This is a genomic window from Thauera sp. GDN1, from assembly GCF_029223545.1.
Taxonomy (GTDB): domain Bacteria; phylum Pseudomonadota; class Gammaproteobacteria; order Burkholderiales; family Rhodocyclaceae; genus Thauera.
Window position 1 is genome coordinate 1 of the sequence record NZ_CP097870.1, and the last position, 19,246, is coordinate 19,246.

The 19,246-nt window shown below is 68.7% G+C and carries 17 protein-coding genes; 15 read left to right on the forward strand and 2 right to left on the reverse strand.

The annotated features are described in order from the left end of the window. The 11 genes from dnaA to CKCBHOJB_RS00055 all read left to right on the forward strand — a co-directional run bounded on the left by dnaA (position 1) and on the right by CKCBHOJB_RS00055 (position 13,345). Entirely contained in the window at positions 1–1,494 is a 1,494-nt protein-coding gene (gene dnaA / locus CKCBHOJB_RS00005) for a chromosomal replication initiator protein DnaA (RefSeq protein WP_281050032.1), read from the forward strand. A gap of 47 nt (positions 1,495–1,541) precedes the next feature. After that, on the forward strand, positions 1,542–2,651 hold the full coding sequence (gene dnaN, locus CKCBHOJB_RS00010) for a DNA polymerase III subunit beta (RefSeq protein ID WP_281050033.1): 1,110 nt from the start codon (positions 1,542–1,544) through the stop codon (positions 2,649–2,651). 57 nt (positions 2,652–2,708) lie between these two features. Continuing rightward, the gene (gene gyrB / locus CKCBHOJB_RS00015) at positions 2,709–5,204 is read left to right on the forward strand and encodes a DNA topoisomerase (ATP-hydrolyzing) subunit B (protein ID WP_281050034.1); all 2,496 of its coding nucleotides are present in this window, start codon (positions 2,709–2,711) and stop codon (positions 5,202–5,204) included. A gap of 65 nt (positions 5,205–5,269) precedes the next feature. Continuing rightward, a complete protein-coding gene (locus CKCBHOJB_RS00020) occupies positions 5,270–6,262 on the forward strand; it encodes a virulence protein RhuM/Fic/DOC family protein (RefSeq protein WP_281050035.1) in 993 nt (330 codons plus the stop codon). Between the two features lie 240 nt (positions 6,263–6,502). After that, entirely contained in the window at positions 6,503–7,000 is a 498-nt protein-coding gene (locus CKCBHOJB_RS00025) for a hypothetical protein (protein ID WP_281050036.1), read from the forward strand. Positions 7,001–7,085: 85 nt separating this feature from the next. Beyond that, on the forward strand, positions 7,086–7,946 hold the full coding sequence (locus tag CKCBHOJB_RS00030; RefSeq protein ID WP_281050037.1) for an alpha/beta hydrolase: 861 nt from the start codon (positions 7,086–7,088) through the stop codon (positions 7,944–7,946). A 169-nt stretch (positions 7,947–8,115) separates the two neighbouring features. Next, positions 8,116–9,390, forward strand: coding sequence for an OprD family porin (locus CKCBHOJB_RS00035; protein WP_281050038.1), 1,275 nt, complete (start codon positions 8,116–8,118; stop codon positions 9,388–9,390). A gap of 113 nt (positions 9,391–9,503) precedes the next feature. Continuing rightward, entirely contained in the window at positions 9,504–10,151 is a 648-nt protein-coding gene (locus CKCBHOJB_RS00040) for an RluA family pseudouridine synthase (RefSeq protein ID WP_281050039.1), read from the forward strand. 151 nt (positions 10,152–10,302) lie between these two features. Then, positions 10,303–11,148 carry a methylated-DNA--[protein]-cysteine S-methyltransferase gene (locus tag CKCBHOJB_RS00045; protein ID WP_281050040.1) on the forward strand — a complete coding sequence of 282 codons (846 nt, stop codon included), beginning with the start codon at positions 10,303–10,305 and terminating at the stop codon, positions 11,146–11,148. A gap of 102 nt (positions 11,149–11,250) precedes the next feature. Continuing rightward, on the forward strand, positions 11,251–12,345 hold the full coding sequence (locus tag CKCBHOJB_RS00050; RefSeq protein ID WP_281050041.1) for an FUSC family protein: 1,095 nt from the start codon (positions 11,251–11,253) through the stop codon (positions 12,343–12,345). Positions 12,346–12,388: 43 nt separating this feature from the next. Further along, positions 12,389–13,345 (forward strand): LysR substrate-binding domain-containing protein, encoded by a 957-nt coding sequence (locus CKCBHOJB_RS00055; RefSeq protein ID WP_281050042.1) that lies wholly within the window; start codon positions 12,389–12,391, stop codon positions 13,343–13,345. A gap of 142 nt (positions 13,346–13,487) precedes the next feature. Here CKCBHOJB_RS00055 and CKCBHOJB_RS00060 read toward each other — a convergent pair whose 3' ends face one another. Further along, on the reverse strand, positions 13,488–13,754 hold the full coding sequence (locus CKCBHOJB_RS00060) for a hypothetical protein (RefSeq protein WP_281050043.1): 267 nt from the start codon (positions 13,752–13,754) through the stop codon (positions 13,488–13,490). Between the two features lie 151 nt (positions 13,755–13,905). Here CKCBHOJB_RS00060 and CKCBHOJB_RS00065 point away from each other — a divergent pair, with 151 nt between their 5' ends. From CKCBHOJB_RS00065 to CKCBHOJB_RS00075, 3 genes are all read left to right on the forward strand, one after another. Beyond that, positions 13,906–14,451 carry a YgjP-like metallopeptidase domain-containing protein gene (locus tag CKCBHOJB_RS00065; RefSeq protein ID WP_281050044.1) on the forward strand — a complete coding sequence of 182 codons (546 nt, stop codon included), beginning with the start codon at positions 13,906–13,908 and terminating at the stop codon, positions 14,449–14,451. Positions 14,452–14,573: 122 nt separating this feature from the next. Continuing rightward, positions 14,574–16,226, forward strand: a complete 1,653-nt coding sequence (gpmI, locus tag CKCBHOJB_RS00070) for a 2,3-bisphosphoglycerate-independent phosphoglycerate mutase (RefSeq protein WP_281050045.1) — start codon at positions 14,574–14,576, stop codon at positions 16,224–16,226. Between the two features lie 158 nt (positions 16,227–16,384). After that, positions 16,385–16,762, forward strand: a complete 378-nt coding sequence (locus CKCBHOJB_RS00075; protein WP_281050046.1) for a hypothetical protein — start codon at positions 16,385–16,387, stop codon at positions 16,760–16,762. A gap of 90 nt (positions 16,763–16,852) precedes the next feature. On the opposite strand, the gene CKCBHOJB_RS00080 is transcribed toward CKCBHOJB_RS00075, so the two are convergent. After that, the gene (locus CKCBHOJB_RS00080; RefSeq protein WP_281050047.1) at positions 16,853–17,632 is read right to left on the reverse strand and encodes a polyprenyl synthetase family protein; all 780 of its coding nucleotides are present in this window, start codon (positions 17,630–17,632) and stop codon (positions 16,853–16,855) included. Positions 17,633–17,897: 265 nt separating this feature from the next. Between CKCBHOJB_RS00080 and CKCBHOJB_RS00085 the strand changes: the two genes are divergently transcribed. After that, positions 17,898–19,226, forward strand: coding sequence for a ferric reductase-like transmembrane domain-containing protein (locus tag CKCBHOJB_RS00085; RefSeq protein WP_281050048.1), 1,329 nt, complete (start codon positions 17,898–17,900; stop codon positions 19,224–19,226). Positions 19,227–19,246 lie beyond the last annotated feature (20 nt).

Consider the following 19,246-nt stretch of genomic DNA (forward strand, 5'->3'; position numbering starts at 1 on the left):
GTGACTCAAGATTTCTGGTCCTTCTGCCTGTCGCGCCTTGAACAGGAGCTGCCCCAGCAGCAATTCAACACCTGGATCAAGACCCTGCGGGCAGAACCCGGAGAGGGCTCGGTGTGGTCGCTGATCGCGCCCAACCGCTTCGTGCTGCAGTGGGTGCGCGAGCGCTACCTGCGCCGCATCCAGGAACTCGGCGAGGAATTCGCCGGCGTGCCGCTGGAAGTCGACCTGCAGCTGCCGCCGGCCGGCGCCGCCCGCCCCGCGCGCGCCACCACCGCGTCCAGCGCCCCGGCCGCAGCGCAGAGCACGCCGGCCACCAGCCCCCTGCCCGCCGCCACCGAAGCGGCGCCGCCCCCCCAGACCGGCAGCGCCGCGGAAGCGCCGCCCGAGCCGGTCGCGCCCCCGCGTGCGCGCCGCAGCCCGGCGCCTGCCGCCCGCGACGCGGAGCCCGTCAGCGGCCTGGAACTCGCCTACGAGAAGACGCGCCTCAACCCCGACTTCACCTTCGACACCCTGGTCACCGGCCGCGCCAACGACCTCGCGCGCGCCGCCGCCATGCAGGTGGCGCAGAACCCGGGCACCTCCTACAACCCGCTGTTCGTCTATGGCGGCGTCGGCCTGGGCAAGACCCACCTGGTGCACGCCATCGGCAACGCGGTGTTCAAGCACAACCCGCGCGCGGTCATCCGCTACGTGCACGTCGAGGACTATTACGCCGACGTGGTGCGCGCCTATCAGCAGAAGAGCTTCGACGCGTTCAAGCGCTACTACCGCTCGCTCGACATGCTGATCATCGACGACATCCAGTTCTTCAACAACAAGAACCGGACCCAGGAAGAGTTCTTCCACGCCTTCAACGCGCTCACCGAGGCGCGCAAGCAGATCGTCATCACCTGCGACACCTACCCGAAGGACATCCAGGGCCTGGAAGACCGTCTCATTTCCCGCTTCGACTGGGGCCTGACGGTGCAGATCGAGCCGCCGGAGCTCGAGATGCGCGTCGCCATCCTGAAGAAGAAGGCCGAGGCGCTGCGCGTGCTGGTCGACGACGACGTCGCCTTCCTGATCGCCAAGAACCTGCGCTCGAACGTGCGCGAACTCGAAGGCGCGCTCAACAAGGTGGTCGCCTACGCCCGCTTCCACGGCCGCCAGATCGGCCTGGAAGTCGCCAAGGAAGCGCTCAAGGACCTGCTGCACGCGCACAACCGCCAGCTCTCCATCGAGCACATCCAGAAGACCGTCGCCGACTACTACAAGATCAAGGTCGCCGACATGCACTCCAAGAAGCGCACCCGCGTGATCGCGCGCCCGCGCCAGGTGGCGATGTGGCTTGCCAAGGAGCTCACGCCGATGTCGCTGCCGGCGATCGGCGAGGCCTTCGGCGGACGCGACCACACCACCGTGCTGCACGCCTGCCGCACCATCACCGAGCTGCGCCTCGGCGACCACCAGCTCAACCACGACGTCCACGTGCTCACCCAGGTCCTGCGCGGCTGAGCCCTCCGCACACTTCCGATCAACCCATCGACCCGATCCAAGACGCCATGCTTCTGCTCACCACCACCCGCGATGCGCTCCTTGCCCCGCTGCAGTCGGTTGCCGGCATCGTCGAGAAGCGCCACACGCTGCCCATCCTGTCGAACGTGCTGATCGAGAAGCACGGCGACCAGCTCACCATGCTGGCCACCGACATCGAGATCCAGATCCGCACCACCACCGGCGGCCACATCGGCGGCGAGGACGCCGCGATCACCGTCGGCGCGCGCAAGCTGCAGGACATCCTGCGCGCCCTGCCCGACAGCGGCGACATCAGCCTCACCCTCGACGACAAGCGCCTCACCGTCAAGGCCGGCCGCAGCCGCTTCCAGCTCCAGACCCTGCCCGCCGCCGACTACCCGCGCCTGAACCCGCCCGAGGACGCCGGCGCCCGCCTGACCATCGGCCAGCGCACCTTCAAGCGCCAGCTCGCCCAGGTCTCGTACGCGATGGCGCAGCAGGACATCCGCTACTACCTCAACGGCCTGCTGCTGATCGCCGACGGCGGCGAGCTGCGCATGGTCGCCACCGACGGCCACCGCCTGGCCTATGCGGCGTCCGACCTCGAAGCATCGGTCGCCCAGCGCACCGAGGCCATCCTGCCGCGCAAGACCGTGCTCGAGCTCGCCCGCCAGCTCGCCGACAACGACGACCCGCTGGAGATCCTGCTCGCCGGCAACCAGGCGGTGTTCCGCTTCGGTTCGATCGAGCTCGTCACCAAGCTCATCGACGGCAAGTTCCCCGACTACGAGCGCGTGATCCCGCAGGCCCATCCCAAGCTGGTCAACTTCGCCCGCCAGCCGCTGCTGGCCGCGCTGCAGCGCGCCGCGATCCTGACCAACGAGAAGTTCCGCGGCGTGCGCATGGTGCTGGAGGACGGCCTGCTCAAGATCGTCTCCAACAACGCCGAACAGGAAGAAGCCCAGGACGAGCTCGAGATCGACTATCACGACGACAAGCTCGACATCGGCTTCAACGTCACCTACCTGCTCGACGTGCTCAACAACCTGAGCTCGGAGACGGTCGACTGGCGCTTCAACGACGGCAACTCCAGCGCGCTCATCACGCTGCCGGGCAACGACAAGTTCAAGTACGTCGTGATGCCGATGCGCATTTAAGCAGCAGGTAAACGCTCCACCGCAGCACCCCGTTCTTTACGAATCACCGAGATGACCATGTCCGAACCGCAGAACACGCCGGCCCCGCAAGGGAGCAACGACTACGACGAATCCAGCATCCAGCAGCTCGAAGGGCTGGAGGCGGTGCGCAAGCGCCCCGGCATGTACATCGGCGACACCTCCGACGGCACCGGCCTGCACCACATGGTGTTCGAGGTCGTCGATAACTCGATCGACGAGGCCCTGGCCGGCCACTGCGACGACATCGTCATCACCATCCACGCCGACAACTCGATCTCGGTCACCGACAACGGCCGCGGCATCCCGGTCGGCGTGAAGATGGACGACAAGCACGAGCCCAAGCGCTCCGCGGCCGAGATCGTCATGTGCGTGCTGCACGCCGGCGGCAAGTTCAACCAGAACAGCTACAAGGTGTCCGGCGGCCTTCACGGCGTCGGCGTGTCCTGCGTCAATGCGCTGTCGAAGTGGATGAAGGTCACCGTCGCCCGCGACGGCAAGCGCCACCTGCTCGAGTTCGAGCGCGGCAAGCCGCAGAACCGCGTGATCGAGGTCGTCGACGGCGTCGAGGTCAGCCCGGCGCGCGTCATCGGCGAGACCACCAAGCGCGGCACCAAGGTGCATTACCTGGCCGACGACGACATCTTCGGCACCGTCGAGTACCACTACGACATCCTCGCCAAGCGCCTGCGCGAGCTCTCCTTCCTCAACAACGGCGTCAAGATCCGCCTGATCGACCAGCGCACCGGCAAGGAAGAAGACTTCGCCTTCGCCGGCGGCGTGAAGGGCTTCGTCGAGTACATCAACCGCGCCAAGACGGTGCTGCACCCCAACGTGTTCTACGCCCAGGGCAACACCCGCATCCCCACCGGCCACGGCCACGACGCCGAGCTGACGGTCGAAGTCGCGATGCAGTGGAACGACAGCTACCAGGAACAGGTGCTGTGCTACACCAACAACATCCCGCAGGCCGACGGCGGCACCCACCTCACCGGCCTGCGCGCGGCGATGACGCGCGTCATCAACAAGTACATCGAAGAGAACGAGATCGCCAAGAAGGCCAAGGTCGACATCACCGGTGACGACATGCGCGAAGGCCTGGCCTGCGTGCTGTCGGTCAAGATGCCCGACCCCAAGTTCGCCAGCCAGACCAAGATGAAGCTGGTGTCCTCGGAAGCCCGTCCGGCGGTGGAAGAAGTCGTCGCCAGCAAGCTCGGCGACTTCCTGCTCGAGAACCCGATCGACGCCAAGACCATCTGCAACAAGATCGTCGAAGCCGCGCGCGCGCGCGACGCCGCCCGCAAGGCGCGCGAGATGACGCGCCGCAAGGGCGTGCTCGACGGCGTCGGCCTGCCCGGCAAGCTCGCCGACTGCCAGGAGAAGGACCCCGCGCTGTGCGAGCTCTACCTCGTCGAGGGCGACTCCGCAGGCGGCTCGGCCAAGCAGGGCCGCGACCGCAAGTTCCAGGCGATCCTGCCGCTCAAGGGCAAGATCCTGAACGTCGAGAAGGCGCGCTTCGACAAGCTGCTGCAGAGCCAGGAGATCGCCACCCTGATCACCGCGCTCGGCACCAGCATCGGCAAGGACGACTACAAGCCCGAGAAGCTGCGCTACCACCGCATCATCCTGATGACCGACGCCGACGTCGACGGCGCGCACATCCGCACCCTGCTGCTCACCTTCTTCTACCGCCAGATGCCGGAGCTGGTCGAGCGCGGCCACATCTACATCGCCCAGCCGCCGCTGTACAAGATCAAGCACGGCAAGACCGAGATCTACATCAAGGACGACCACGAGCTCAACGGCCACCTGCTCAAGCTCGCGCTCGACGGCGCCAGCCTGACTCCGCACGAAGGCGCCGCGCCGATCGCCGACGAGGCCCTCGGCGGGCTGGCGCGCAGCTACCTGCTCGCCGAAGCCGTCGTCCGCCGCCTGGCGAGCTACATCGACCCCGAAGTGCTGCAGGTCATGCTCGCCCACGACCTCGAGGTCAGCCTCGACGACGAGGCCGCCGCCCGCGCCTCGGCCGAGCGCATCCAGGCCCACCTGCCCGACGGCCTGCAGATCTACGCCGAGTACCACGAGGAATCCGAAGGCTGGCGCCTCACCATCGAGCGCCTGCACCACGGCAACCGCAAGTTCGGCTGGGTCGAGCACGACTTCCTCGTCTCCGGCGACTACCGCAGCATCCGCAACGCCGCCCAGGCCATCGCCGGCCTCATCGGCCCCGGCGCCGAGATCCGCCGCGGCGAGAAGCGCCAGGCGGTCACCCGCTTCGCCGACGCCATCACCTGGCTGCTCGCCGAGGTCGAGCGCGGCCTCAGCAAGCAGCGCTACAAGGGCCTCGGCGAGATGAACCCCGAGCAGCTGTGGGAAACCACCATGGACCCCGCCGTCCGCCGCCTGCTGCGCGTGCAGATCGACGACGCGATCGCCGCCGACGAGATCTTCACCACGCTGATGGGGGACAACGTGGAGCCGAGAAGGGCGTTCATCGAGGGTAATGCGCTGTATGCGCAGAACATCGACGTTTGATTTTATGCATTTTGCATAAATCCGGGCTTGGTGCGATTATCCGGACATCGACCGGAGGACCGGCCATGGAACAGCCGAGTGAAAGCAACATCCTGATTTATCAGGCCGAAGACGGCTCGGCCGTGACCGAGGTACGGTTCGGGGCCGAAACCGTATGGCTACGGCAGGAGCAGATGGCGCAGCTCTTCGGGCGCGAGCGCTCGGTGATCAGCAAGCACCTGCGCAACGTATTCGCGGAAGGGGAACTGGAGCCAGCGGCAGTATGTGCAAATTTTGCACATACTGCCGCTGACGGAAAAATCTACCAGGTCGACCACTACAACCTCGATGTCATCATCTCCGTCGGCTACCGGGTCAAGTCGGCGCAAGGGACCCGCTTCCGCCAATGGGCCACACGCACATTGCGCGAACACCTCACCCAAGGCTACACCCTCAACCGCCAGCGTCTCGAGACCAACGCCCGCGAGCTCGAGGTCGCCCTGCAGCTCGTCCGCAAGGCCGCACAGAGCCCCGACCTGCTCGCAGAAACCGGTCGTGGCCTGGTCGACATCGTCACCCGCTACGCGCAGACCTTCCTGCTGCTGCAACGCTACGACGAAGGCCTGCTGACCGAGCCGCGCGAGCAACGCGGCGGCGTGCTGCCGACGCCCGACGAGGCCCGCGCGGCACTAGCGCGCCTCAAGGCCGATCTGATCGCACGCGGCGAAGCGACCGAACTCTTCGCGCGTGAGCGTGACGACGCCTTCGCCGCCTTGCTCGGCAACCTCGACCAGACCGTCTTCGGCGAACCCGCCTATCCCAGCGTCGAAGCCAAGGCCGCCCACCTGCTGTATTTCGTCATCAAGAACCACCCCTTCTCCGACGGCAACAAACGCAGCGGCGCCTTCCTGTTCGTCGATTTCCTCAACCGCAACGGCCGCCTGCTCGACGCACGCGGCCAGCCCGTCATCAACGACATCGGCCTCGCCGCGCTCGCGCTGCTGGTAGCCGAATCCGCGCCGACGAACAAGGAAACGATGATCCGGCTGATCATGAACATGCTGGCGACGGACACCTGACTCATTCGCTAAGGGCGATCGCATCACCGCGTGGCCCGCCAGTCGCCGTCCGTGTGGAGGCGACGCAGCCCCCTCACCCGATCAAGCTGGCTCACGTAAGCGCGAACAAACCGCGGTGCCGATGTCGATGTGGTGGGCGGAGCAGGGCGCCGCCGGCTGACGGCAGCTGTCGGCACCCTGCACCAAACGCCCGACTGCGGCACGGTGAACTATCCTGCGAGAACGATCAGGAGGCGCCCAATGATCAACGAAACCATCCAGCGGCCGCCCGCCGAGATCGTGGCGGGCTTCAGGGATCTGCTCGCCCACGACTCGATCACCTGCGCGCTGTCGGACTGCATGGGCCGCTTCAATGCGATGACCTCCAACATGAAGCCGCTCTTCGAGGGCATCCGCTTCGTCGGCACGGCGGTCACCGTGAAGACGCTCGCATCCGACCTGGCCGCCTCGTTCAAGGCGATCGACCTGAGCCGGCCCGGCAACGTCAATGTGCAGATCGAGTGCGCCGGGGTGGCAGTCTTGCCCGGGGACATCGTGGTTGCCGATGTCAATGGCATGGTGGTCGTGCCGCTGGCCGAGGCTGCCGACATCCTGGCGAAGGCCCGCCAGTTGCTGGAGACCGAGCATCTCGTCCAGGAAAAGCTCAAGGCGGGAGCGACGATCGGCGAGCTGGTGGACATCGACGCGATCTTCTGCAGCGCGTTCTCGTACCAGAACAAGGCCTCGAAGCGCGAATGAATCCGCGCCACGGAAAGCACGGCCGCCGCGCCGGTCGGCCTGCTGCCCCCGGGTGACCGATCACCCCCCCAAGGAGGAACCCACAATGGACTTCATGACCGGACTCGAGCGTCGCACGATCAAGGCGAACGGCATCAGGATCAACCTGTGGGCCGGCGGCAATGGCCCGCCGGTGCTGCTGCTCCACGGCTGGCCGCAGACCGCGCAGATGTGGCACAAGATCGCCCCCCGGCTCGCCCAGCACCACACCGTCGTCTGCCCCGACCTGCGCGGCTACGGCGACTCCGACAAGCCGCGCGACGGCTACGACAAGAAGACGATGGCGCGCGACATGCACGAGGTGATGCGCGCGCTGGGGCACGAACGCTATGCGCTGGTCGGCCACGATCGCGGCGGGCGGGTGGGGCACCGTCAGGCGCTGGACTACCCCGAGGCCGTGACCCGGCTGTGCGTGCTCGACATCGTGCCGACGCACACGGTGTTCTCACGAACCGAACGCCACCTGGCGGCCGCCTACTGGCACTGGTTCTTCTTCCAGGCGCCCGACCTGCCCGAGGTGATGATCTCTGCCGCGCCCGAGGCCTTCCTGCGCCATGTCATCCGCGCCCTGTCCTTCCGCACCGGCGCGATCGAGGAGCCACTGATCCAGGAGTACCTGCGCGCCTTCACCCTGCCCGGCACCATCCGCGCCACGCTGGAGGACTACCGCGCCGCGGCGACGCGCGATTTCGAGGACGACGCGCACGACCTCGCCCTGCGCGTGGGCTGCCCGCTGCTCGCCATCTGGGGCCAGTTCGGCAAGATGCACGACCTCTTCGACGTGCTCGCGACCTGGCGGGAGAAGGCCGATGTCGTGAGCGGGCATCCGTTGCCCTGCGGCCACTTCATCCCCGAGGAGGCGCCGGAGGAGCTGCTCGCCGATCTGCAGGCCTTCCTGGCGGGCTGAGCCGGCGCGCCAGGAAGGCCTGCCCGACACCCTCGAACGCCTGAAACAATGTGATGCAAACTCGCCACACCCTGCTGCAGCGACCGCGATTGAGTGCGAGAATCCGCGCCCTCGCACGCCCACGAGGCGCGTCGACGCACACAACAACCAACTCACAGGACGACACCACATGTCGAAGAAGCTGGCAGCATTGATCGTATTGGGACTGGCGAGCGCGACCCCCGCGCTGGCCGGCGGACAGGCCGACGCCAAGGGTTTCGTGGAAGACAGCTCGCTGAACGTGCTGCTGCGCAACGCCTACATCAACCGTGACTACAGCGACGGCCGGCCGGACGGCTCGGAATGGGGCCAGGGCGTGATCGCCAACTTCGAATCCGGCTTCACCCAGGGCACGGTCGGCTTCGGCATCGACGCCTTCGCCGCCTACGGTCTGCGTCTGGACAGCACCCGCCGCCGCAGCGGCAACGGCGGTATCGACTTCTTCATCCAGGACAGCAACGGCGATCCAGAGCATGACGTGGCCAAGGGCGGCGCCTCGCTGAAGGTCCGCCTGTCCAACACCGTGCTCGCCTACGGCGACCTGCGCCCCAGCCTGCCGGTGCTGAACCACGACGATTCACGCCTGCTGCCCGAGAGCTTCACCGGCACCATGCTGACCTCGAACGAGATCGAAGGCCTCGAGCTCGTCGCCGGCACCTTCCACGCCCAGTCGCGCAAGAGCGACGAAGGCCGTGACAGCGGTGGCCTGAAGGGCATCGACGTGTTCGGCGGCCGCTACCAGTTCAACGACGCACTGGGTGGCGCGCTCTACTTCTCGGACGTCGACAACGTCGTGCGCACGAACTCGTTCAAGCGTCAGTACGTGAACCTGGCCTACACGATGCCGATCGCCAGCAATTCGCTGACCTTCGACTTCAACGGCTATCGCACCAAGTACGACGTCAGCGATGACAAGAACCGCATCTGGAGCCTCGCCGCCATCTACGCCACCGGTCCGCACGCCTTCACGCTGGCCTACCAGCGCAGCAGCGGCGACGTCGGCTTCGACTACGGCGGGTACCAGAATGATGAAGGTACCGGCAATGGTGGCTCCTCGATTTGGCTGGCCAACTCCTACTGGTCCGACTTCAACGCCAAGGATGAGCGCTCCTGGCAGCTCGCCTATACGGTCGATTTCGGCGGGTACGGCATGCCGGGGCTGACCTACCGTGTCGCATATGTGCGTGGCACTGACATCGACGGTGCAAACACCACCGACGGCAAAGAGCGCGAGTTCTTCAATCAGATCTCGTACACCGTGCAGGATGGCCCCGCGAAGGATCTGAGCCTCCGCCTGCGCGCTTCTGTTCTCCACATCTCGAGCGATGTCTTTGCCGATCAGAAGCGCAACGGCACCGGCAAGGAAGTCCGCATCTTCCTCGACTACCCGTTCAGCGTGTTCTGATCCACCGCAGGGCCGTCGTCGCCGACGGCGCCTCGATCCCGCCTCGTGCGGAAGACAACGGGAGCGCAGGCTCCCGTTGTCGTTTGTGCCCTTCACACCACGCTCACCCCGCCATGTCCGCTCCATCCTGCCCGCCCATCCTGCACGTCGACGACTGCCTGCTCGTCGTCGACAAGCCCGCGGGCCTGCGCTCCGTCCCCGCCGGCGGCGAAGGCCGGCAGGACTGTCTCGCCGCGCGCGTGCAGGCGGCGTGGCCGGACGCGCTGATCGTGCACCGGCTCGACGCCGCCACCTCCGGGCTGGTACTGTTCGCCCGCGGCATGGAGATGCTGCGCCGCATGAGCCTGGCCTTCGAGCAGCGCACGGTCGGCAAGCGCTACGTCGCGCTGGTCCACGGCCACGTCGCCGAGGACAGCGGCGAGATCGACCTGCCGCTGGGCGAGGACGCCGCCAACCGTCCGCGCCAGATCGTCGACCCGGTCCGCGGCCGCCGCGCCCTGACCCGCTACCGGGTGCTCACGCGCGCGGGCGAGGGTGAGGAGGCGGTGACGCGCGTCGAGCTCAAGCCGGTGACCGGACGCTCGCACCAGTTGCGGGTGCATCTGCTCGCCATCGGCCATCCCATCCTCGGCGACCCGCTCTACGCCCCCGCCGCCAGCGCGGCAGCCTGCGCGCGCATGCACCTGCACGCCGCGCAGATCGCCTTCATGCATCCGCACACCCGGGTGCCGATGCTGTTCGACAGCCCGGCGCCGTTCTGAGCGGCCACGCTCGCATCCACGCCAGCTCCGCACGTGACCCGGACCGCAAGAATCGGGTTGATCGCCCCGCCCGCAGCGGCATACTTGGACCCGGCCCGCCCCGGCACACAGCCCACGACCGGAGGACGGGCGGCCGTCGGGGAGACACGCCATGGACACGCTCGACCAGCAGGCCCGCCACTACGCCATCGTCGCGCGCGCGATCGCCTTCATCCGCGCAAACGCCCGCGCCCAGCCCGCGCTCGCGGACATTGCCGCCGCGGTGCACCTGAGCCCCCAGCACCTGCAGCGCGTGTTCAGCGCCTGGGCCGGCATCTCCCCGAAGCGCTTCCTGCAGTACCTGACCAAGGAATACGCCCGCACGCGCCTGGCCGCGGCCGCCGACACGCTGACGGTGGCCGACGACGCCGGGCTGAGCGGCGGCGGCCGGCTGCACGACCTGCTGGTGAGCTGCGAGGCGATGACGCCCGCCGAGATCCGTGCCGCCGCGCGCGGCATCGACATCGGCCACGGCATCGCGCCCACGCCCTTCGGCGCGGCGCTGGTGGCATGGACGGCGCGCGGCGTGTGCCATTTCGCCTTCAGCACCGGCGACGAGGAAGCCATGCACGCCGAACTGCGCGTGCTGTGGCCCGCCGCCACGCTGCGGCGCGACGACGCGCACGCCCATGCGCTGATGCAGCGCATCTTCCCGCGCCCGCCGACCCGCGGCAGCGTGCATCTGGTGCTGCGCGGCACCAACTTCCAGATCAAGGTGTGGGAGGCGCTGATCCGCATCGAGCCGGGACGCGTGCTGTCCTACCGCCAGTTCGCGCGCGAGCTCGGCATGCCGCGCGCACCGCGCACGGTCGGCAGCGCGATCGCGGCCAATACCATCGGCTACCTGATCCCCTGCCACCGCGTGATCCGCGCCGGCGGCGAGGTCGGCGACTACCGCTGGGGCAGCGCGCGCAAGCTGGCCCTGCTCGGCCGCGAGGCGGCGCGGCAGGACGCCTGAAGCAGCGGGGCGGCCCTCGACCGACGCCCGACCGGCTCGAAACCATCGCCCTGCCGCCCGCGCTGTGCTAAACATCGGCGCAACAGCCGCCCGACCACACCCATGACGACCCGCTCACCACTGCAACGCGCGCAGGACCTGATTCGCGCCGAATGGCGGCACCTCACCACCATCAGCCCCAGCACCCGGCGCTGGCAGATGCCGTTCGCGGCGGCCCTGGCCTCCGGCCTGCCGCTGATGGTGGGCGCCTGGTTCGGCCACCTCGAATACGGCCTGATCTCCTCGATCGGCGGCCTCGCCTTCCTCCACCTGCCGAACACGCCGATGTCGCACCGCATGGTGTGGCTGATGGCCTGCGCCTTCGGTCTGACCGCGAGCTACGCCCTCGGCCTGATGACGCACTTCCTGCCGCTGGCCAAGGTCGGCGTGCTAGCGCTGATCGCAACGCTGGTGACGATGGTCTGCCGCTTCTACCGACTGGGGCCGCCGGGCAGCCTGTTCTTCATCATGGCGGCGGCGATCGGCGCCTACACGCCGGGCACGGTGGAACAGATCCCGCTGCGCGTCGGCCTGCTCACCATGGGCGCGCTGCTCGCCAGCCTGATCGCCTTCTTCTACAGCCTGTACGTGCTGCGCCTGCAGGCGCCCGACCCGGTGGCGCCCCTGCCGCCGCCCAGCTTCGATTTCGTCGTCCTCGACGCGGTGCTGATCGGCGCCTTCGTCGGCCTGTCGCTGGCGATCGCGCAGGCGCTGCAACTCGACCGCCCCTACTGGGTCCCGGTGAGCTGCCTCGCGGTGATCCAGGGCGCCTCGCTGCGCGCGGTGTGGAACCGCCAGCTCCATCGCGTGCTCGGCACCGCGATCGGCATGCTGCTCGCGTGGGGCCTGCTGAGCCTGCCGCTCGACCCCTGGCGCGTGGCGCTGCTGGTGATCCTGCTCGCGTTCGCAATCGAGACCCTGGTGGTGCGCCACTACGGCCTGGCGGTGATCTTCATCACCCCGCTCACCATCCTCCTCGCCGAAGCCGCGACCCTCGGCCACGCGCCGCTCGCCGAACTGATCGCATCGCGCTTCATCGACACCCTGCTCGGCTGCGTGGTCGGCCTCGTCGGCGGCATCTGCCTGCACAACGTGCGCTTCCGCGCGCTGGTCGGCGGCCCATTGCGCTGGCTGGTGCCACGCCGGCCGCAGTCGTGAAGCCGACGTTCGCGGTCATGACCACCCGCACAGGCCTGCATCGATGAAGATCAACCAGCTGCGCTACCTCCTCGCCGTCGCCGACAAGGGCAGCGTGCGCGCCGCGGCGAGCGCGCTCGGCGTGTCGGCGGCGGCCGTCAGCCAGGCCCTGCGCGAACTCGAGGCGACGATGGCGACGCCCCTGCTCAAGCGCGAGTCGCAGGGCGCGGTGCTGACCTATGCCGGCCGCCAGTTCCTCGTCCATGCCCGCCTGATCCTCGGCCAGGTCAGCCGTGCCGAGGCGGAGATCGCGCAGATCCGCGGCACGGCCGGCGGCACGCTGACGATCGGGATCACGCCCTGGGTCGCGCAGTCCATCCTGCCCCACGCCCTGGCCCGCTTCCACGCCCTGCGCCCGGACGTGCATCTGGACGTCACCGAGGTGGTGGGGAGCGCCCATCCGCTCCTGCGCGACGGCACCCTCGACCTGGTGATCGCGATGCCGCCCGCGCCCACCGAGTCGTCCCTGTTCCATGCGCGCGACCTGTTCCGCTGCGACTTCGCCGTCGTCGGCCGCCTCGGCCATCCGTTCGCCCGCGCGACCTCGTTCCAGGAACTCGTCGATCAGGACTGGGTGCTGACCATGCGCGGCGAAGGCCAGGACCAGCCGCTCATCGACCTGCTGGCCGGCCATGGCATCGCGCCTCCGCCGCACCGTGTGCACTTCGCGCGCTCGAGCCTGGTCGCGATCAGCATGCTGGAGGTCGGCGACATGCTCACCCTCTGCCCCTGGCCCTTGCTCGAAACCCCGATGCTGCGCGGTCGCGTCCAGGCCCTGCCGATTCGTGAGCGCCTGCCCGAGATGCGCACCAGCATCGTGGTCCGGCGCAACGACACCCTCAGCGCGCACGGCCAGTTGTTCGTCGACTGCTTCGAGGATGCGACCAAGGCATGCATGGCGACGGACGACCCGGTGCTGAAGCGCATCATGAATTCGGTCGAGAGGTCGCCGGCCGCCTGAGCCGAGGCAAAAAAAAGTGCCCGCAAGCTGCGGGCACGAACCACGTTGAAGTGGAGGAGGGAGACAAAACGAAAGTGTTGCGTGCGCGGCCCCTGCCGTCCGGCGTGGCCGCCCTCGTGGCGACCCGCGGCCGATGGCGGGATCAGCCGGCGCAGAGTTGCGCGAACGGCCTTTGCCGCAGCCGGCTCGCGCCCGGCGCCGGCCGCCTGGCCTGCACCGCACGATCGGTGGCGCGCGCATGGGCCAGGGTGATGAAGCGCTCGAGCGCGAGGCCATCGAAGCTCGCGCCGCTGCGCGCGCCTGCCGCGACGGCCGCCTCGGCCACCGCGTGCTGCCAGGCATCGAGGGCGTCGCATTCGGAAATGCCGGCCTTGCGGGCGACCCAGGGCAGGATCTTGGGGGCTAACATGAGCAAAACTCCTTTCAGATTCCGGGGGAGGCCGCCCGCCGATGATCGTCGTCGTGCGCCTCCTGCAGTGCACAAATCTTATGGATCCATGCGGATGCCGAATAGCCAGGCGATGCCTTAGGTGTAAGGATTTCATTTACACGAACGCACGATGAACAAACGGCACACTCCCGACTATCTCGCCGGCTACCCGCCGGCACTGCGCCAGCAGGTGGCGACGCTGATCGAGCACGGCAGCTTCGCCGCCGCCCTCCGTCGGCGCTATCCGCAGGCCCACACCGTGCGCGCGGACGGCGCGCTCTACGACTACGTGCAGGCGCTCAAGGCCGAGCACATGCGCAGCGCGCCGCCGCTCGGCAAGGTGCGCTTCGACAACACCCTGCACGTGATCCGCAACGCACTCGGCACCCACACCGCGATCTCGCGCGTGCAGGGCGCGCGCCTGCAGGCCAAGCGCGAGATCCGCATCGCCACGCTGTTCCGCGCGGTGCCGGAGGAGTTCCTGCGCATGATCGTCGTGCACGAGCTCGCCCACCTGCGCGTGCGCGATCACGACAAGGCCTTCTACCAGCTCTGCCTGCACATGGAGCCCGACTACCACCAGTACGAGTTCGACCTGCGCGCCTACCTGAGCTACCGCGACGCCGGCGGCGAGGCGCTGTGGGGCGGGCGCGGCGAGGACGACGCACCGGCATGAGGCATTACGCCGATTAACAACGCACATGAGAATCCGCCCCTGATTTGAAGGAAAATATCGTTTTCGCCGGCCCGCGGCCCGCCTGCCGCGCCGGCCCCGGTTTTCTCCTTCAGGAAGCGACCATGCTGCAGAAATTCCCCGCCTTCGAGGGCGTCAAGGGCCCCGTCGTCGTCGTCGTGATGGACGGCTACGGCATTCCCAAGCACGACGTCGGCAGCGCCATCGACGCCGCGCGCAAGCCCACGCTCGACCGCCTGTTCGCCGAGTACCCGAACATCCGCCTGCGCGCCCACGGCACTGCGGTCGGCATGCCGTCCGACGACGACATGGGCAACTCCGAGGTCGGCCACAACGCCATCGGCGCCGGCCAGGTCTATGCGCAGGGCGCGGCGCTGGTCGCCAACGCCATCGCCGAGGGCGCGATCTGGCAGGGCGAGGCCTGGCAGCAGATCGTCGCCGGCGCCAGGGCGGGCGAAAACGGAAAGGCGGGCGTGCTCCACTTCATCGGCCTGTTCTCCGACGGCAACGTGCACAGCCACATCGACCACCTCAAGGCCATGGTGCTGCGGGCGAAGGAGGAGGGCGTGCCGACGGTGCGCATCCACGCGCTGCTGGACGGCCGCGACGTGCCCGAGACCAGCGCGCTCGACTACGTCGTGCCCTTCGAAGCCTTCCTGAAGGAGCTCAGCGGCGCCGGCTTCGACGCCCGCATCGCCTCGGGCGGCGGCCGCCAGTGCATCACCATGGACCGCTACGACGCCAACTGGCCGATGGTCGCGCGCGGCTGGCGCACGCACGTGCTCGGCGAAGGCCCGCAGTTCGCCAACGCCACCGAAGCCGTGCACGGCCTGCGCGAGCGCAACCCCGGCACCATCGACCAGGATCTGCCCGAGTTCGTCATCGCCGAGAATGGCAAGCCGATCGGCACCATCGAGGACGGCGATGCGGTCGTGTTCTACAACTTCCGCGGCGACCGCGCGATCGAGATCACCCGCGCCTTCGTCGAGGAAGACTTCAGCGAGTTCGACCGCGTACGCCATCCGCGCGTGACCTACGCCGGCATGCTGCAGTACGACGGCGACCTGCAGCTGCCCAAGCGCTTCCTGGTCGCGCCGCCGGCGATCAAGGACACCTCGGCCGAGTGGTTCAGCAAGTCGGGGCTGGCCCAGTTCGCCTGCTCCGAGACGCAGAAGTTCGGCCACGTCACCTATTTCTGGAACGGCAACCGCTCGAACAAGTTCGACGGCGAGACCTGGCAGGAAGTCCCCAGCGACGTCGTGCCCTTCGAGCAGCGCCCGTGGATGAAGGCCGCCGAGATCACCGACGCGATGATCGCTGCGCTGCAATCGGGCCAGTACAAGGTGCTGCGCTGCAACTACGCCAACGGCGACATGGTCGGCCACACCGGCAACTTCCGCGCCGCGACCATGGCGATCGAGGCGGTGGACCTCGCCCTGTCGCGCCTGCTGCCGGCGATCGACGCCGCCGGCGGGGTGGCGCTGATCACCGCCGACCACGGCAACGCCGACGAGATGTTCGAACTCGACAAGAAGACCAGGCAGCCGGCGACGAACAAGGACGGCTCGTACAAGGCCAAGACCGCGCACACCCTGAACCCGGTGCCGCTGGTCCTCTACGACAACGTCAGCGGCGGCAAACTGGGCCTCAGGCAGACCGAGACCGCCGGCCTGTCGAACATCGCCGCCACCGTCGCCAACCTGCTCGGGCTGCAGAAGCACGAGAAATGGGACGACAGCGTGCTGGACGTGAAGTGACCCGAGTCGTCCGGCCCGCGCGCGCGCTCGACGGCGCGGTGCGCCACGGGCCGGACGACCCCCTGTAACGAATGCTTACCGAGCGCCGCCGGACCGGTGCGGATGCGGGCAGGGCCGCGCCCTACAATGACGCGGTCCTCATCACCCGGTCGCGCCAGATGATCCGCCTCGCACTTCCCGGCCTCGCCGCCCTGCTCCTGTCCGCCTGTGCCCTGCAGCCCGCGGCCGTCGAAACCGCGCCGGGCGTCACCGAGCAGAGCGGCCAGTTCGAGTTCGCTCTGCCCAGCGGCGATTACCGCTGCGAACGCGGCGAACGCCTGAGGCTGCAGCGCGAGGTCGCCAACGCGGTCAATCACCGCATCCAGCTCGCCTGGAAGGGCAAGCAGTACCAGCTCGAACGCGACCCGTCCTACTCCGGCCTGCCGCGCTTCGAGGACGCAGCCAGCGGCCTGGTGTGGATCGACCTGCCGTGGAAGGGCCTGCTGCTCGACGGCCGCACGCAGAAGCCGCTCGCCAACGAGTGCCGCGCGGCCTGAGCCGCGGCCTGTGAAACGCGCGCCGCGCAGCCCCATGTGAAACGCGCGCCGCGCCCTGTGGGAGCGGCGGCAGCCGCGATCCCGTCTCGCCTACCGGATGCTCGCGTGGAGCGCGTCCGCCATCGGCAGCGCGCTCGCCTCGCAGCCGGCGATGGCCGCATGCGCCGCCTCCGACTCCCTCGCCGCCCGCGCCTGCGCGTCGGCGATGCCGAAGCGCGCCGCATCCTGCGCCTCGGCGCGCAACGCATGGGCCATGCCCGCATGCAGCCCGAAGCGCACCAGCGCCGCGCGCACGTCCGGCGCGGCGCCGTGCAGGATCGCCATGCACTCCGCCCCGGCCTCGAACAGCTTGGCCCGACGGCGGCCGACGATGTCCAGATAGGCCCCCGCATCGCCCACCGCCGCATCGCGCGCGGCGCGGTACATCACCTCGCCCTCGGCGATCACGTTGGTCGCATCCGCCAGCACGCGCATGACCTCCATGTCGTCCAGATCCACGATCATGCGGAAGGCGCCGGTGTACAGCAGGTCGCCGAGCAGGATGTTGCCGGCGTTACCGAACAGGGCGCCCTCGCTGTGCGCATCCGCGGCGCCGCCACTGGCCTCGGTCACGCCGTCGTGCAGCGCGAGCGAGATGTGGATCAGCTCGACCGCCGCCGCCAGCGCGTACCTGCGGTCGCCCTCGTGGCCGAGCGCGCGCGCCGCCGCCAGCACCAGGGCGGGGCGGTCCCGCTCGCCGGCGTGCAGGATGAACTCGACGACCTGGCGGATCAGCACCACCTCGCTGTCGAACTGGCGGCGGATGAGGGCGTTGACCTGCTCCATGTCGTGCTGGAGCCAGGCGGGGAAGGGCGTGGATTGCTGGAGCATGTTCGGACTGCCGCGCAGTGGCCGCGACCGGCGGCCGGTTGAGATTCGCCCGCGAGTCTATAGCCGCACCGCGGCGCTGACCAGCCGCGCGGACGAAAGAAGGCGATCCGGCCGCGCCGGCCGGGGCTGCGGACGGCCTTGCCGGCCTGGCCGACAGCCCGGAAGGAATACATGCCGGTACAAGGCGGACGGATGACGCGGCGCACAATCCTCATGTGGAATTCGGCGCGAGACGCGCACGCATTCCCTGCGCAAGGGAGCCGTCATGAAGAACATCAAACTCGCACTCGTCCTGATCCTGGCCGGACTCAGCCTGCTGTGGTGGTGGGCCGATCCGCTGCTGATCGAGGGCAACACCTATTTCGCGGTGCGCGCCATCGCGGTCAATTACACCGGCGTCGTCGCCATGGGCGTCATGAGCATCGCCATGATCCTCGCCCTGCGTCCGGTGGCGCTGGAGCCGCTGCTCGGTGGCATGGACAAGGCCTATCGCCTGCACAAGTGGCTGGGCATCGCCGGCCTGTCGATCGGCGTGGTGCACTGGCTGTGGGCCAAGGGCACGAAATGGGCCGTCGGCTGGGGCTGGCTGGAAAAGCCCGCGCGCGGCCCGCGGCCCGAGCAGACCGTGGACATCTTCCGCTTCTTCCAGGAGCAGCGCGGCCTGGCCGAGAGCATCGGCGAATGGGCCTTCTACGCCTTCGCGGTGCTGGCCGCGATCGCCTTGATCAAGCGCTTCCCCTACCGCCGCTTCGCGCAGACCCACCGCGTGATGGCGGCGGTGTATCTGGCGCTGGTGGTGCATGCGGTGGTGCTGCTGCCCTTCGCCTACTGGAGCAGCCCGATCGGCATCCTGATGGGCGTGCTGATGGCCGCCGGCAGCTATGCCGCGACGCTGTCGCTGGCGGGGCGCATCGGCCGCACGCACCGCGCCCTCGGCACGATCGACACGGTGGTGCAGCATCCCGGCAACCAGGTGCTCGAGGTCGGGCTGCGGCTGGAGTCGGCCTGGCCCGGTCACGATGCCGGCCAGTTCGCCTTCGTCACCTTCGACGAGCGCGAGGGCCCGCATCCCTTCACCATTTCCTCGGCCTGGCGGGGCGACGGCCGCATGCGCTTCATGATCAAGCCGCTCGGCGACTACACCCGCACGCTGCCGGCGACGCTGAAGACGGGCGACCCGGTGCGCGTCGAGGGTCCGTATGGCCGCTTCGACTTCGCCACCGCGCAGCCGCAGCAGATCTGGGTCGCGGGCGGCATCGGCATCACCCCCTTCGTCGCCCGCCTGCAGGCGCTCGCGCAGCAGGACGGCGACAAGCCGGTGGATCTGTTCTACAGCACCGCCGCACCCGACGAGGGCTTCATCGCCCGCCTGCGCGAGCTCGCCGCCGAGGCGCGGGTGAGGCTGCACGTGCTGGTCACCCAGCGCGACGGCCGCCTCGACGCCGAGCGCATCTGCCGCACGGTGCCGGACTGGGCGCGCGCCGGCGTGTGGTTCTGCGGCCCGGCCGGCTTCGGCCAGGCCCTGCGCGAGGCCTTCGGCGCGCGCGGGCTCGGCGCCGGGCGCTTCCACCAGGAGCTGTTCGAGATGCGCTGAGGCGCCCTCATCGGGCGGCA